The sequence below is a fragment of the Candidatus Chloroploca asiatica genome (assembly GCF_002532075.1).
Classification (GTDB): Bacteria; Chloroflexota; Chloroflexia; order Chloroflexales; family Chloroflexaceae; genus Chloroploca; species Chloroploca asiatica.
In genome coordinates, this window is sequence record NZ_LYXE01000036.1 from 30,249 (window position 1) to 43,735 (window position 13,487).

Sequence of the window (13,487 nt, forward strand, 5' to 3'; positions counted from 1 at the left end):
GCTGCACCGCAGCAAGACCATGTGGCATCAGCTTAAGGATAAAACTATCATGACGCACCGCTTTTTCACGTCGCTCGCGGCCTTGACGCTCTTCGTGCTCGTGTTGGTTGGCGGACTACCCGCGTTGCCTACTGCCGCCACTGCGGCACCGCCAGTCTTGGCTCAAGTGATCGCGGGATGGTCTCAAACGTGTGTGATCAATTCCGCCGGGCAATTGTACTGTTGGGGTGCAAGTTCAGAGGTGCCGAGCGACCTTGGCACGGTTAGCCAGGTCAGCGTGGGTGGGGGTCACACCTGTGCGATGAAGGAAGACGGGGCGCTGCGCTGCTGGGGGTACAACGACGAAGGCCAGGCGACGGTGCCAGCCGACCTCGGCGCGGTCAGCCAGGTCAGCGTGGGTTCTCACACCTGTGCGGTGACGGTGGCAGGGGCAGTGCGCTGCTGGGGGTATAACTTGCACGGCCAGACGACAGTACCAGCCGATCTCGGTGCAATCAACCAGGTCAGTACGGGTGCACATCACACCTGTGTGGTGACGGCGGCTGGGGCGCTGCGCTGCTGGGGGAACAACGAGTTCGGCCAGAGGACGGTACCGGGCGACCTCGACGCGATCAGCCAAGTCAGCGCCGGTTCGTTTCACACCTGTGCGCTAACGACGGACGGGGGGGTGCGCTGCTGGGGGTATAACTTGTCCGGCCAGACGGAGGTGCCAGGCGATCTCGGGGTGGTCATCCAGGTCAGCGCGGGAAGAGATCACACCTGTGCGCTAACGACAGACGGGGCGCTGCGCTGCTGGGGTTCTAACTCGCATGGACAGCTGAGGTTGCCGGCTGACCTTGGCCCGGTCAGCCAGGTCAGCGCCGGGAGTGGTGGGCATACCTGTGCGATAACGACAGACAGGGTGGTGCGCTGCTGGGGGGCAAACACGTACGGCCAGGCGACGGTACCGGCTGACCTTGGCCCGGTCGGCCAGGTCAGCACCGGTTTCGATCACACATGCGTGCTGACGGCGGATGGCGAGTTGCACTGCTGGGGGCGAAACGAGAATGACCAGACGAAGGTACGGGACGACCTCGGCGCGTTTAGTCAGGTCAGCGCAGGCGGAAGTCACACCTGTGCGATAACGACAGACGGGGCGCTGCACTGCTGGGGTTCCAACGGGAATGGCAAGGCGACGGTACCGGCTAACCTTGGCCCGGTCAGCCAGGTCAGCGCCGGTTCGTCTCACACCTGTGCGATAACGACAGACGGGGTGCTACGCTGCTGGGGATGGATGGGATCTGCGGCTGTGCCGGATAACCTCGGGGTGGTCAGCCAGGTCAGCGCGGGTTCTCACACCTGTGCGGTGACGGTGGCAGGGGCAGTGCGCTGCTGGGGAAGAAACAGTGAGGGCCAGGCGGAGGTGCCGAGCGACCTCGGCGCGGTCACCCAGGTCAGTGCAGATTGGCGGCACACCTGTGCGGTGACGACAGACGGGTCGTTACGTTGCTGGGGGTGGAACGGAGGCGGCCAGGTAATGGTACCGCACGACCTTGGTACGGTCAGTCAGGTCAGCACGGGGTGGGAACACACCTGTGCAGTAACGACAGGCGGGGCGCTGCGCTGCTGGGGTTCTAACTCGCATGGACAGCTGAGGTTGCCGGCTGACCTTGGCCCGGTCAGCCAAGTCAGCGCCGGTCGGTTTCACACCTGTGCGATGACGGCGAACGGAGCATTGCGCTGCTGGGGGAGCAACGGCTCCGGCCAAACGACGATCCCCCGCGATCCCTTGCGGGTCATTGAGATCGTGCCGCCAGACTTCAGGCACAGTGTGTACCTGCCGCTCCTTCAACGATGAGCGTCGAGACAAGGAAAAAACTATGCGCCCAACGATCAAACAGTTCACGCTGCTGGGCCTGGTGCTGGCCTTGCTTGGGCTAGGGCAGTTCACTGGTCTGTCAGCAGCAAGCTGGAATGGCCCAGCCAGGGAGGCAGGGCTGACCCAAACCACGACCCCGCTGACCGGAATTGTGCAAGTCTCAGCCAGTTTTCACACCTGTGCATTGACCTTGGAAGGCGATCTGCTCTGTTGGGGCGCTAACAGCAGTCGTCAGTTGGGTGATGGAACCTTCAACCATCGCCTGCTTCCAATGCGTGTGGAAAGACTCGAACCCAAGGCCCGTGCTGTTGCGACGAGTAACGGCGAAACCTGTGTTGTTACCACTGAGGGGGCGGTGCTGTGCTGGGGCTCGAATTTGGACGGTCAATTGGGTAACGGTACCACGCAGGGTAGCTCATGGCCAGTCATGGTCAGCGGCTTGGATCGTGGCGTTACTGCTGTCAGCGGAAGCTATGGCCACTTTTGTGCCCTTACACTCGAAGGCGATGTCTGGTGTTGGGGGCGCAACGATTATGGGCAGTTGGGGGATGGGACAACCGAACAGCGGCTTACCCCTGTCAAGGTTAGCGGACTGAATCGTGATATAGCTACGCTTGCCGTAGGCAACTACCATACCTGTGTGCTTACCAACACAGGAGGGGTGAAGTGTTGGGGGCAAAACTTCGCGGGGCACCTTGGCGATGGAACACGCGAGAATCGTGCTGAACCAGTGGCTGTCGTTGGCCTCGATCAGGGTGTCAGCGCGATCACGCTGGGACTAAACCATACGTGTGCGCTCACCGATGCGGGGGCAGTACTCTGTTGGGGTGGAAATATCTCTGGTGAGCTTGGTGATGGCACCACGATCGGTCGCCTCACCCCAGGGCTTGTCAGTGGCATGGAGCAGGGGATTACCGCTATCTCGGCTACAGAACAGCATACGTGTGCTGTAACCGCGCAAGGTGGAGTAGTGTGCTGGGGCAAAAACAATGAAGGCCAATTGGGTGATGGGACGACAACGCAGCGACCCATCCCAGTAGCGGTGACTGGTCTTCAGAGCGGCATAACTGCAGTTGTGACGGGAGGGTTGCACACCTGTGCGCTCATGCTGGACAGGAGTCTGCACTGTTGGGGGTACAACGTGTATGGGCAGTTGGGTGATGGCACGACAACGCGACGCCTGACGCCGGTCGGGGTTGTTTGGGAAGCGCCACAATCGGTCTTCCTGCCGCTGGTGCGCCGCTAGACTAAGGAGGCATTACATGTCTATCCGCAATCGTTTTCTGATGAGAGTCGCTTCGTATGATCGATTCCATCGCTTGGCGATGAGCACGCAACGACTGCTACGGCTAACCTGCATCTTGCTGCTGACTGCCATCATCTTGGGCGAACCGGCGACGGCAAGCACCCAGGGGAGCGGCTGGCAATGGCAGAACCCGCTTCCTCAGGGGAATCATCTCCTGAGTATCTGGGGGATAGACGCCAATAACATCTGGGCGGTAGGAAACGGTGGGGTTATCTTGCGCTGGGACGGCCAGACCTGGCAGGCCCAAACCAGCGGCTTCGGGAACGCACTTACTGCGATCTGGGGAACGAGTGCTCGAAACATCTGGGCCGTCGGTACGGATGGCATCATCATCCGGTGGAACGGCAGCACATGGTCACGCTACCCTACCCCCACCCGAAGTCAGCTTAACGCGATCTGGGGAGCCGATGCCAACAATGTCTGGGCAGTCGGTAACGACGGCACGATCCTGCGCTGGGACGGCAGTACATGGTCGGCTGAGACGAGCAACACATCCAGGCGCCTCAATGGCGTCTGGGGCACAGACGCCGGCAATATCTGGGTGGCAGGCAATAACACCATCCTGAAGTGGGACGGTACACATTGGGTAGAAAAACACCAATCGCGCATCCTATTCACTGCCATTTGGGGAACCGATGCACAAAACATCTGGGTCGTCGGCACTGCTGGTACTATTCTGAAGTGGAATGGCTGGATCTGGTCTGCCGAACACGTCAATACGAACGAGACGCTGTACGGGATTGGGGGTCTGGACGCTGAGCATGTCTGGGCCGTCGGCGAGCGTGGCGTCATTGTCGCCAGATCCTTTACTGCTGATAGCTTTGAGGTCAGTTGGCGCCTGCAGCGGGTCGACTCACCTCCACGGCTCAGCGCGATCTGGGCTCTCGACGCAAATAACGCCTGGGCCGTTGGCGAAGCTGGCACCATCCTCGAATGGAAGGGTATCACATGGCGTGACCAGCAGCGGATCTTTGAGCGCATGACGTTCAATGGCGTTTGGGGTGCAGATGCTGATCACGCCTGGGCGGTTGGCAGTGCTGGTGCTATTCTGCAGTGGAATGGCGCTACCTGGTCGGCTCAGACGAGTGGCACCACCCATGCGCTCCGGGCTGTCTGGGGGCTGGATGCCAATAATGTCTGGGCGGTGGGCGAAAATGGTACCATCCTGAAGTGGGATGGCACAGGCTGGGAACAACAACTCAGCGGCACAACCGATAGCCTCACGGGTGTCTGGGGCCTTGATGCCGAGAATATCTGGGTTGTGGGCCAGGGGAACACGATCCTGAAGTGGGATGGTCAGGCCTGGGATGCGCCGCCGCAGATGGAAAACCGTCAGAGACTCCATTTCGAAGCGCTCTGGGGTACCGACGCCGACAACATCTGGGCCGTCGGCATGCAAGGTATTTATAAGTGGGACGGCCAGACCTGGGAAATCCAATTATGGGAGCAGGAGAACTTGTTTCGGGGGTTCAAGGCTATCTGGGGTACCGACGCCAACAACATCTGGGCTGTTGGTCGCAAAGGCGTTTATAAGTGGGATGGCCAGACCTGGGCGGCGCAGTCCTTCGATTTCGAAGGGCACCTCCTCTCGAGTGTGTGGGGCTTAGATGCGAATAATGTCTGGGCGGTGGGCGAAGGAATTTTCAAGTGGGATGGCCGCGCCTGGTCGCGCCAGGCAAGCGAAGAAGGGCACAGGATCTTCGCCGTTGGGGGCAGTGACGCTCATCACGTCTGGGTCGTCGGGTCAGGGATCCAGTTGTGGAATGGCGATCAGTGGAGCGACGCGGATCCAAACCTGCCTAGGATCGACAGTCTGATCGGGATCTGGGGTGCGGATGCCCGCAACGTCTGGGCGGCTGGAAGCAATGGAACGATTGTTAAGTGGAACGGTCGCAAGTGGGTCAAACAACGCAGCAGTACGAACGACGCCGTTATCCATGCTTTCTGGGGATTCGATGCCGACAATGTCTGGGCTATCGGAAGACAAGGCTATAGCTGGTTGCCTGATCATCGCGGCATCATCCTGAAATGGGACGGTCGCACCTGGGCGCCGCAACCAATCGGTTCACCGCCGTACCTCACGGCGATCTGGGGAGCCGATGCCAGCAATGTCTGGGCTGTCGGATTGAATGGAACCATCCTGAAATGGGATGGACGTACCTGGTCGCCCCAGGTGAGCAGCACCAGCGATGACCTCAATGCCATCTGGGGGCTGGATGCCAACAATGTCTGGGTCGTAAGTAATGAAGGCGCAGTGCTAAAATGGGACGGTTTGGCCTGGACAGAGCACTCCAGGTTAGGAACAACCGAACTAACAAGTAGACTAACCGGCATCTGGGGGACGGATGCCAACAATCTTTGGGTCATCAGTAATAACAGACGAATGTATGACAGTAGCATTATGAAGTGGGATGGCAGCGCCTGGCACCAGCAATGGAACGCTCACCGTAACGAGCACATGATCATCCATCTCTACGGAATCTGGGGACGGGATGCCAACAATGTCTGGGTCGTAGGGGAAGATGGCTACAGTAGTGGCATCACACTGCGCTGGGACGGCAACTCCTGGCTCGATCAACACATAGGCGTCAGCTACAGCCTGCGTGGGATCTGGGGTACACCAACCAATAATCTCTGGGCGGTCGGCGATGCCGGCGTCATCCTCTATCATGGCGATTGGCCGATCATCAAGCCCAGCCTGACCTGTAACTTCTCCGAGGGAGCTCCTGGAAGCGCCTTCCTGATCACGGGAACCGAGTTCCCGGCACGGACGACGGTGCAGTTGCAGATCAACGGCAGCGACATCGGCAGCGTCAGTACTGATCGCAATGGGCGCTTCACGGCGCTTCTCCAGACTGAGGCGACAGCGCCAGAGGGTTACTACGTGGTCAGGGCCAACACGACTGCCGTGAATAGCGGAGCAAGCGTGTGGGGAAGCTATCGGCTGGTACATACTACTCCGCTGCGTATGCCGCCGAGCGACGCGCCTGCAGGAATCGCGATACCGGACAATGTTCCAGCCCACGCTCGGTTGCCTGTGCTCCATCTGCCATTGGTACGACGTTAACGGCGTGCAGTAATGGTTTGCTCAAAGCAATCCACAGACCTCCGAACCTGCAAGCGCATGCGTAGTCTCCACTCCTAACGATGTGGCAAAAGGAGAACCTCTTGACTCATCACTTTTCCACGTCGTTCGCCGTTCTGACGTTCTTCGTTCTGTTGTTGGTTGGCGGACTACCCGCGCTGCCCACGGCGGCAACTGAATCATCGCCAGCCCCTGAAGCTACTGCGCCGCTCGCATAGGCACATCCCGTGCTGTTGCGATTCGCGCTCAGTGCCGACCACAGCTTCCCGGCCAAGCTCGGCTCGATCACTCGTACCAGCAAGGTTGTGCCGGTGGCCGAACCTCTCGCTTCCGCTGACCACAGCCTCCCTTGACTCCTTCGCCGGAAAGGTGCCCAGAACTTGCGACGCCTACCGCCGCACCCTTTGGCACTTCCGTGCCAACGCACTGGCAAGGATCTCTTGCAACGAAATCGTTCGCCAGTGCTACCGGCTCTGGCTTGCAGATCGATACAACAACTGGTGTCGGATCGAACGAACGAGATGAAGCGCGAAGGCGAACCTGAGTTTGCGCTGCGCCCGGACGCCCGCCCCAATACGCCATGTCTCCGGGCGTGTCCTCACATGACCACATATGTACCCTAAACGCCCCACCGACAACGCAAGCATCCAGGCTCATTCTGCCGGCGCAAAGAAGGGCACTTCGACAAACTCAACTGCTTTGCGTTTGGCCGCTTCGCCCCGCCGGTCGTAGCTGGCCGTGGTCGTCACTTGCGCGTGCCCGACCAGTTGTTGCACTGTCGCCAGGTCAATCCCGGCATCGAGCAGTTCGGAGATATAGGTGCGGCGCATATCATGCGGGGTACAGGCGGGGATGCCAGCTTCCTGGGCTCGGTTGGTCAGGATCAGGGCCACCGCTTCGGCAGTGATCCGTTGGGTGCTAAAGCGGCCCCCTTTGTAGGCCCGGATGAACATGGCCCCTGGATGGGTGCCGCGCACCCCGAGCCAGACCTCCAGTGCGGCGCGGGTGCCGGAGGGTGCCCAGACCCGGCGATCTTTGTTGCCTTTGCCGCCGCGCACCAGCAGTTCGCCGGTCTCGCGGTGATAGGCCTCCAGATTCAGCGCGGCCACTTCGGCGCGGCGCAGGCCGGTGCCCCGGATCAGCGCGAGCACGGCGGCATCGCGGCGACCGAGCGGTGAGGGATCATCCGCGCAGGCCCGCAGCAACGCCCGTACCTCGCTGGGGGTGATCACGCGCCCGGTGGGTTCGCGGTGGCCTTTGACGGTCGGCACCAGCACGGCCCGTTGATACTCCTCGGCGGGGAGCTCGCCCAGCCGGAAGGCTTCTTGCAAGACCCGGCGCAGCGCGGCGAGGATCTTGTTGGCGGTGGCCGGGGCGTAGCGTTCGACGAGGGTGGCGCGGAGCGCAATGGTGTGGGCGTAGCGCACGGCTCCCCAGGGCGTGTGGAGGCAGCGCACGTCCTGGCCGTCGGTCGTGCGCACCTCGGCCACGCCGAGCAAGGCGGCCACGGTGTTCAAGGCTTCGCGCATGGTACGCCGGGAGCCGGGGGTAAGGTTGGCGAGGTAGAGGGCGGCGGCGTTCGGGCGACCGGTGTCCGAGTCACGGGCGATCAGGTCGCCCTCGCAGGGTGGTTCCCAGTCAGTTGGTGGGGTCGGCGGGGCCGGATGGGTCATGGGGGCCTCCGTGGACAATAGGTTGTGAGAATCGTCATTCTCACGACTTATTCTACCACCTCACCCGCCCCCGGCCCGCACACCCGTGCGCCCTCACCGCTACGGGGAAGAGCCGCAGGCGCACGGGCGCGTGGTCGGATCGTCGAGCGGCGCAGGGCGTCGCGACGACCCTGTGCCTGGACATCGGGGGCGAGGATCAGCCTGGTGGCTCCGTGCTCGTGTGGCCTGGGCGTCGATGGACGAGCAGGGCTGTTCGGCGTACCTGTGATCATTGGGGATGCGCAAGCGCGCCTTCTTCGTTTGCGTGGCCTGCGGTGCGGTCGGGAGGTTGGGGACGCTGGTATCAGTGCAGCACCGGCGTAGCGCAATGGATGGTGCGGCCAGTACACTCAAGCATGACTTCGACTCGGAAGAAGGCGTTAAGAGTCTGGATACAAAATGGTAATGTGAGAGTGTTAGAATATCTTATATGATTGCATACCAAAGCACATGGTTAGAGCGTCTCTCACATGTCTTTGCAAAGCACATATAACTATCGTATCTGTGAGTGCCAATGTTGGCTGTGTGAGGAAACCTATGACTACCCCGGTCGCGATTGAGGACATTCTCAAGGCCCTGCCCACTGCATCGGCAGATACTGCCAAGTTGCCCAAATTGCTGGCTGAGCTCAATCGCCTGGACAATGATCGCGCTGCGAATCTCGCGAAGATTAAAGGGATTGTGAAGCAACTCAATGCAGTCGATTCGAAGGATCACCATCCCCAGATTGTCCGACTTCGCGAATGGGTAATGGCTTATGAGAGCGAGATCAGCCAGCTCGAGCAAGAACTGCGCCAACGCTTTGGCAAGGAGCTTGCTATTAGCTTGCGTGATCTCGATCTTACGCTGACAGGTCAGTACCCTCTGCTTCATGCGAACTTCTTTACCTTCCACATGCTTGCAGACCAGAGCAAGGTGGAAATCTGGTATGGCTACGAGCAGGAATTGTTGGATACTGCCCCACTGCTAGCATCCGAAGTGAGCAAGCGGGTTACCCGGATTCTCAAGCAACTCGGCCGTTCGTTGCGACCAATAGAGTACTTGGTTAAATTAGAAGAGGCTATCCGGCGAGTACCCCACAGATCAGATTTACCTGGAGTACCCATCATCAAAGTTCTGCCTGAAATCGCTCATCTTCTCCAGAGTCGTAGTTACTATCAGAACCCCATTCGTGAACATTACCGCAGCTACAGTCGGGCCGATTTTAGCTATGACCTAGATCGCTGTCGCCGCGATGTGGAGACTCGCGGGCGTGTGCAACTTACGATTGCAACCCGTATGTACACCCGAAGCCGAGACGACTTCTTGTGGATCCCAGATGTCAATGGGACGGGCGGAACAACCTACTCTCACCTCAGTTTGAAGGAAACAGTGATATGAGTGACACCAATCTCTCGCCCTTGCTCGCTCTGCGTATCATCCAGGCGCTTGGTGGTCCTGGCACACCGCCTGAGGAGGGACTCCAACACTTTTCGGTGGGACTGGATCCATATCTCAATGTGCTTGATGATGAATATCTTGATCGCTACATCCAGTATGGTGGTGCAAGCTTTAAGATGGTGGTTGGCATTTATGGCGGTGGCAAGACTCATTTTCTCTACAGCTTGCGTGACCGAGCCCGAGCTAAGCACTATGCCGTTTCCTACGTGAGCCTGAAGAGTAGTGGCGAAAGCCCTTTCTATGCGCTTGACCTGGTATATAAGGCAATCGCGGCTGGACTACTCCCTCCTGATGATGGTACTGATCAGCATATTGACCGTGGTATTCGCTCATTTCTCCGGGCATGGTATGGCAAGCGTCTGCAGACATATCAGACACAGGAAATGAGTCTGGATCGAGCCCGTGAATGTCTTGCTGATGACATTCGGCAGATTGATCTTCCTAACCTAAACTATCGAACTGCGGTCAGAAAAGCCCTTGAGTCGTACCACAATAACCGGCAAGAAGCCTTTGACCAGGTGTGTCAGTGGCTTCAGGGCGAAGGGTTTGACCGGCGTGCCCTTCAGCACTATGGCATCAACCAGAAGCTTGATCGGAGCACTGCGTTCCCAATGATTCGTGCCATGGTACGCATGGTGCGTGAGTTGGGCTACAGTGGCCTCGTCGTGCTGCTTGATGAGGCGGAGCGTATTCCTAGCCTTAGCACGCGAAATCGTGAGCAACTCCTGAGTAACCTTCGTGAGATGATCGATGAGTGCGGGCAGTCCTCGTTCGAGGGCATGTTCATAGTCTATGCCGTTCCTGATCAAAACTTTCTCGAAGGTCGCACCCAGGTCTATGAGGCTCTGAAACAGCGCTTAAGCACCGTCTTCACCGAGATCAATCCAACTGGGGTCAAGGTGATGTTGGAACAGACGGTTGGTGACCACACTATGTTTCTTCATACCCTTGGGACGAAGCTTGCACAGATCTACGAGGTTGCCTACCAGTGTTCATTCGACGCACAAGAACTCAACGAAATGGTGATCATGGTGGCCGATTGGGCCGAAGATCAACGTTTCGGTGACGAGGGCTATAAACGACTATTCGTGCAAACGATGGTTGCGGGGCTTCATTATCTCAACCACCACGGCATATGCCCAACCCTTACAGAGATCACCAGAAAGCCATAGTCATGACATCTCACACCATCCATCATCCGATCCACGGTTCAGGGGTTGTGATCGGACAGCGCTTTGCTGGCTTTGAGCTTCATGTACGCTTTAGCAACGGTCGCGAACGATACGTGCGTGCCGATGAGGTACAGGCAGAGGCACCAGCGATGCAAGAGCTAGATCCAGTTCAGGTTGCACATCCCACTCGGCAGGTATGCTCGGGACCTCCTGTTCCGCGAGGCATTATCGAAACTCTTCGCCTGGGCATTGTGCCTGAAAATCGGGTACAAACGTTCACTTTCGGGCGTGATGCTGAGCTTGCTCAACTTCAGGGGTGGCTAACCGCCGAAGATGATGGCGCACGCATTATCCAGGGTACCTATGGCACAGGCAAAACGCACATCCTCAACTACTTGCGACGGTACGCCCTGAAAGAAGGGTATGCCGTCGCGTTCATCGAGATGGACACGCAAGAGTCACCCTTCTCGAGGCCAAAGCGCGTTTATAGCCAGGTCGCCGAGAGTCTGACCTATCGCGATGCTCTCACCGGACGTCACCTGGGGTTTAAGGACTTAGTGCGGTGCGCCGTCTACGCTGGCCTGACCCGTACGCATCCGTACTTCTCCCATCTCGAGACACACCTTGCGGATGAGGCCGTGTGGAACTGGATCATGGCGCGTGAAGATATACCTCGGCCCTACGATGTTAACCACGCCTATAACAGCTTACCAGGACTCTACAATCACGGAACTGCTGCAAACATCTACACCAACCTGCTCTCTGGGCTTGGTTGGTTCTGTCAGCATCCGAAGCTAAGTCTCAAAGGCCTCATTCTGATCTTCGATGAGAGCGAAACTCTTTTTGGTTATCAAACGCGAGACTCGAGTGTAAAGAGCTTTAATTTCCTTGATACACTCCTTGCCGTTGCTAACAATGATCCTTGGATGCTTGGTCATCCACAAGATAGGGGGTTTATCACAAGTTCATACGCATGGAATATTCCCTTCTTGTACCAGCCAATCAGTGGTCTCAAGCTTGCCCTTGCCTTCACAAGCCTCTATAATGCACCTACGGCCGTCAAGGAATCTCTCATTGCAACTTCAGTGGAACAGATTGTCTTGCAACCGCTTGATGAGGAGGCACTCTACCATATCTTTGAGAAGGTTCGCGGGTTCTACCGCCAAGCATATTGTTTCAAAAGTGATGCTCTCCCTCTCGATGTGGTCTTCCAGCGGGTTCTGGAAAAGACTCAACAGCACGACTCGCTCCGGATGAAGATCAAGGGCTTCGTTGAAGCCCTTGATCTCCTCCGACTGCATCCAGGTGTGTCCCCTGATGAGGTGCTGGTGTGAATGACCGTGATTGTACACGAATATTGCGTACTCGTCTGCCTCATGCCTGGCGTCCGTTCTTCGGCAGTTACGGTAGACTCACTTTGACCCAACTCGCAGCCATACCCTATGTGCTGGATGGGGCTCAGGTCGTCTTGATGGCACCGACTGCGTCTGGGAAAACCGAGGCAATTGCGGCCCCAGTTTCCCAACTTCACCGGAATGAGGGTTGGGAAGAACTTGCTGTCATATATGTGGTTCCGACCCGGGCTCTCGCGAACGATACTCTTGTTCGTGTCGGTGGCCCGGTCAGCGATATGGGATTCCGCATTGAACTCAAACATGGTGATCGCCCGTATCTTCCGCAAGCGCTAGACTGGTTGATCACAACTCCGGAGTCACTCGACTCGCTCCTGTCCCGACGTCCGCAGATGCTCAAGTCAGTTCGGGCTATCATTCTGGACGAAATCCATCTCCTCGATAACACCTATCGTGGAGACCAGCTGCGCATCCTTGTCACACGCCTCCAGGCACTGACCGCAACCCAACTCAAAATCCACCTTATCTCAGCAACCCTTGCCGATCCAGATGCGGTTGCAGCACGCTACGTCACCAGTGCGACAGTTGTGGCGATCGATGGACAACGATCGGCGTCACTCCAGTTTGCTGCCAACCACACCGATATCAAACTTCTTGCCCGAACCAAAGGTTGGAAAAAACTGCTGTACTTTTGCAACAAGCGTGAGGGCGTTGAGCTTGTTGCTCGTGACCTTGCAGAAATCTGGCAACCCTACCCCGTGGTCGCTCACCACGGCTCACTCAGCCGTCAAAGACGTGAAGAGGCAGAGCAAGTTCTCCGTGAAGCACGGGTCGCTGTTGGAGTTGCAACATCAACCCTCGAAGTTGGGATTGATATTGGTGATATTGACGCAGTCGTGCTTGCCGACATCCCCTGGAGTTGTTCTGCGCTATTGCAGCGCATTGGGCGGGGTAATCGGCGATCTGGCAAGATCGAGGTGGTTGGCATCAGTACTGATATTGCAACTCAGCGTGTCTTGTCGGCAATGTTTGATATGGTAACAGGTGGCTATCTCGATCCCAGCCCCTATATCCTTGATCGTTCGGTAGTCGTGCAGCAAATTTTTTCCATTCTCTTCCAGCAGCAGGGGAGTGGTAGTGACGAACATGAGCTTGCGGCCCTTCTCCACCATCTGGCGCTTCCCTCTGAGGTTAAGGCCATTCTGAATCATTTAGCAACGCGGGATTGGCTCGAGCAAAAGAGTAATAAGTGGTTCTTAAGTACGACTATGCTCGATAAGGCTGAGCGAGGGGAAATCCACTCTAATATTCCAGATTCTGCTATGTACCAAGTCATTGACGTAGAGTCGAATCAGCAGGTTGGTTCCGTTGCAGGGGTAGTTGATCAAGTGTTCCTCCTTGCGGGTGTAATCTGGGAAATTCTTGATGTGCATTATCCAGTGATGCGCGTCCGACGATATCGGGGTTCGGCTGATCCTGCCGTGTTTAAACGCCATCCGCAAGCCGGGCGGTACACCTCCTTCCTCCCAGTTCATCTTCGGCGCTAAACTGGATCCAAGGGC

Annotated in this window: 9 protein-coding genes; 7 read left to right on the forward strand and 2 right to left on the reverse strand. The window is 57.7% G+C overall.

The window, feature by feature from the left end:
* Positions 1-49 precede the first annotated feature (49 nt).
* Genes A9Q02_RS03125 through A9Q02_RS03135 form a run of 3 tightly spaced genes read left to right on the forward strand, consistent with a single transcriptional unit; the run spans position 50 to position 6,231 of the window.
* A complete protein-coding gene (locus tag A9Q02_RS03125; RefSeq protein WP_172450573.1) occupies positions 50-1,837 on the forward strand; it encodes an RCC1 domain-containing protein in 1,788 nt (595 codons plus the stop codon).
* A 22-nt stretch (positions 1,838-1,859) separates the two neighbouring features.
* The gene (locus A9Q02_RS03130; protein WP_097650905.1) at positions 1,860-3,104 is read left to right on the forward strand and encodes an RCC1 domain-containing protein; all 1,245 of its coding nucleotides are present in this window, start codon (positions 1,860-1,862) and stop codon (positions 3,102-3,104) included.
* A 16-nt stretch (positions 3,105-3,120) separates the two neighbouring features.
* Complete coding sequence (locus tag A9Q02_RS03135; RefSeq protein WP_097650906.1) at positions 3,121-6,231, forward strand: WD40/YVTN/BNR-like repeat-containing protein; 3,111 nt, start codon at positions 3,121-3,123, stop codon at positions 6,229-6,231.
* Positions 6,232-6,902: 671 nt separating this feature from the next.
* Here A9Q02_RS03135 and A9Q02_RS03140 read toward each other — a convergent pair.
* Positions 6,903-7,922, reverse strand: a complete 1,020-nt coding sequence (locus tag A9Q02_RS03140) for a tyrosine-type recombinase/integrase (protein WP_097650907.1) — start codon at positions 7,920-7,922, stop codon at positions 6,903-6,905.
* A gap of 47 nt (positions 7,923-7,969) precedes the next feature.
* On the reverse strand, positions 7,970-8,194 hold the full coding sequence (locus tag A9Q02_RS23565; protein WP_141508678.1) for a hypothetical protein: 225 nt from the start codon (positions 8,192-8,194) through the stop codon (positions 7,970-7,972).
* A gap of 304 nt (positions 8,195-8,498) precedes the next feature.
* Here A9Q02_RS23565 and A9Q02_RS03145 point away from each other — a divergent pair, with 304 nt between their 5' ends.
* From A9Q02_RS03145 to A9Q02_RS03160, 4 genes are read left to right on the forward strand one after another with little or no spacing between them, the layout of a single operon-like run.
* Positions 8,499-9,341, forward strand: a complete 843-nt coding sequence (locus A9Q02_RS03145) for a hypothetical protein (protein WP_097650908.1) — start codon at positions 8,499-8,501, stop codon at positions 9,339-9,341.
* The gene (locus tag A9Q02_RS03150) at positions 9,338-10,573 is read left to right on the forward strand and encodes a BREX system ATP-binding domain-containing protein (RefSeq protein ID WP_097650909.1); all 1,236 of its coding nucleotides are present in this window, start codon (positions 9,338-9,340) and stop codon (positions 10,571-10,573) included. The genes A9Q02_RS03145 and A9Q02_RS03150 overlap by 4 nt, the downstream gene beginning before the upstream one ends.
* Positions 10,537-11,907 carry a BREX system ATP-binding domain-containing protein gene (locus A9Q02_RS03155; protein WP_097650910.1) on the forward strand — a complete coding sequence of 457 codons (1,371 nt, stop codon included), beginning with the start codon at positions 10,537-10,539 and terminating at the stop codon, positions 11,905-11,907. The genes A9Q02_RS03150 and A9Q02_RS03155 overlap by 37 nt, the downstream gene beginning before the upstream one ends.
* Entirely contained in the window at positions 11,904-13,472 is a 1,569-nt protein-coding gene (locus A9Q02_RS03160; RefSeq protein ID WP_097650911.1) for a DEAD/DEAH box helicase, read from the forward strand. Before A9Q02_RS03155 ends, A9Q02_RS03160 begins: the two co-directional genes overlap by 4 nt.
* Positions 13,473-13,487: the final 15 nt, after the last annotated feature.

Excerpts from the sequence above, each read along its gene's own strand:
- A9Q02_RS03140 (WP_097650907.1), bottom strand. The coding sequence starts at position 7,922 with ATGACCCATCCGGCCCCGCCGACCCCACCAACTGACTGGGAACCACCC.
- A9Q02_RS03155 (WP_097650910.1), top strand. The coding sequence starts at position 10,537 with ATGCCCAACCCTTACAGAGATCACCAGAAAGCCATAGTCATGACATCT.
- A9Q02_RS03130 (WP_097650905.1), top strand. The coding sequence starts at position 1,860 with ATGCGCCCAACGATCAAACAGTTCACGCTGCTGGGCCTGGTGCTGGCC.
- A9Q02_RS03145 (WP_097650908.1), top strand. The coding sequence starts at position 8,499 with ATGACTACCCCGGTCGCGATTGAGGACATTCTCAAGGCCCTGCCCACT.
- A9Q02_RS03135 (WP_097650906.1), top strand. The coding sequence starts at position 3,121 with ATGTCTATCCGCAATCGTTTTCTGATGAGAGTCGCTTCGTATGATCGA.
- A9Q02_RS03150 (WP_097650909.1), top strand. The coding sequence starts at position 9,338 with ATGAGTGACACCAATCTCTCGCCCTTGCTCGCTCTGCGTATCATCCAG.
- A9Q02_RS03125 (WP_172450573.1), top strand. The coding sequence starts at position 50 with ATGACGCACCGCTTTTTCACGTCGCTCGCGGCCTTGACGCTCTTCGTG.
- A9Q02_RS23565 (WP_141508678.1), bottom strand. The coding sequence starts at position 8,194 with ATGATCACAGGTACGCCGAACAGCCCTGCTCGTCCATCGACGCCCAGG.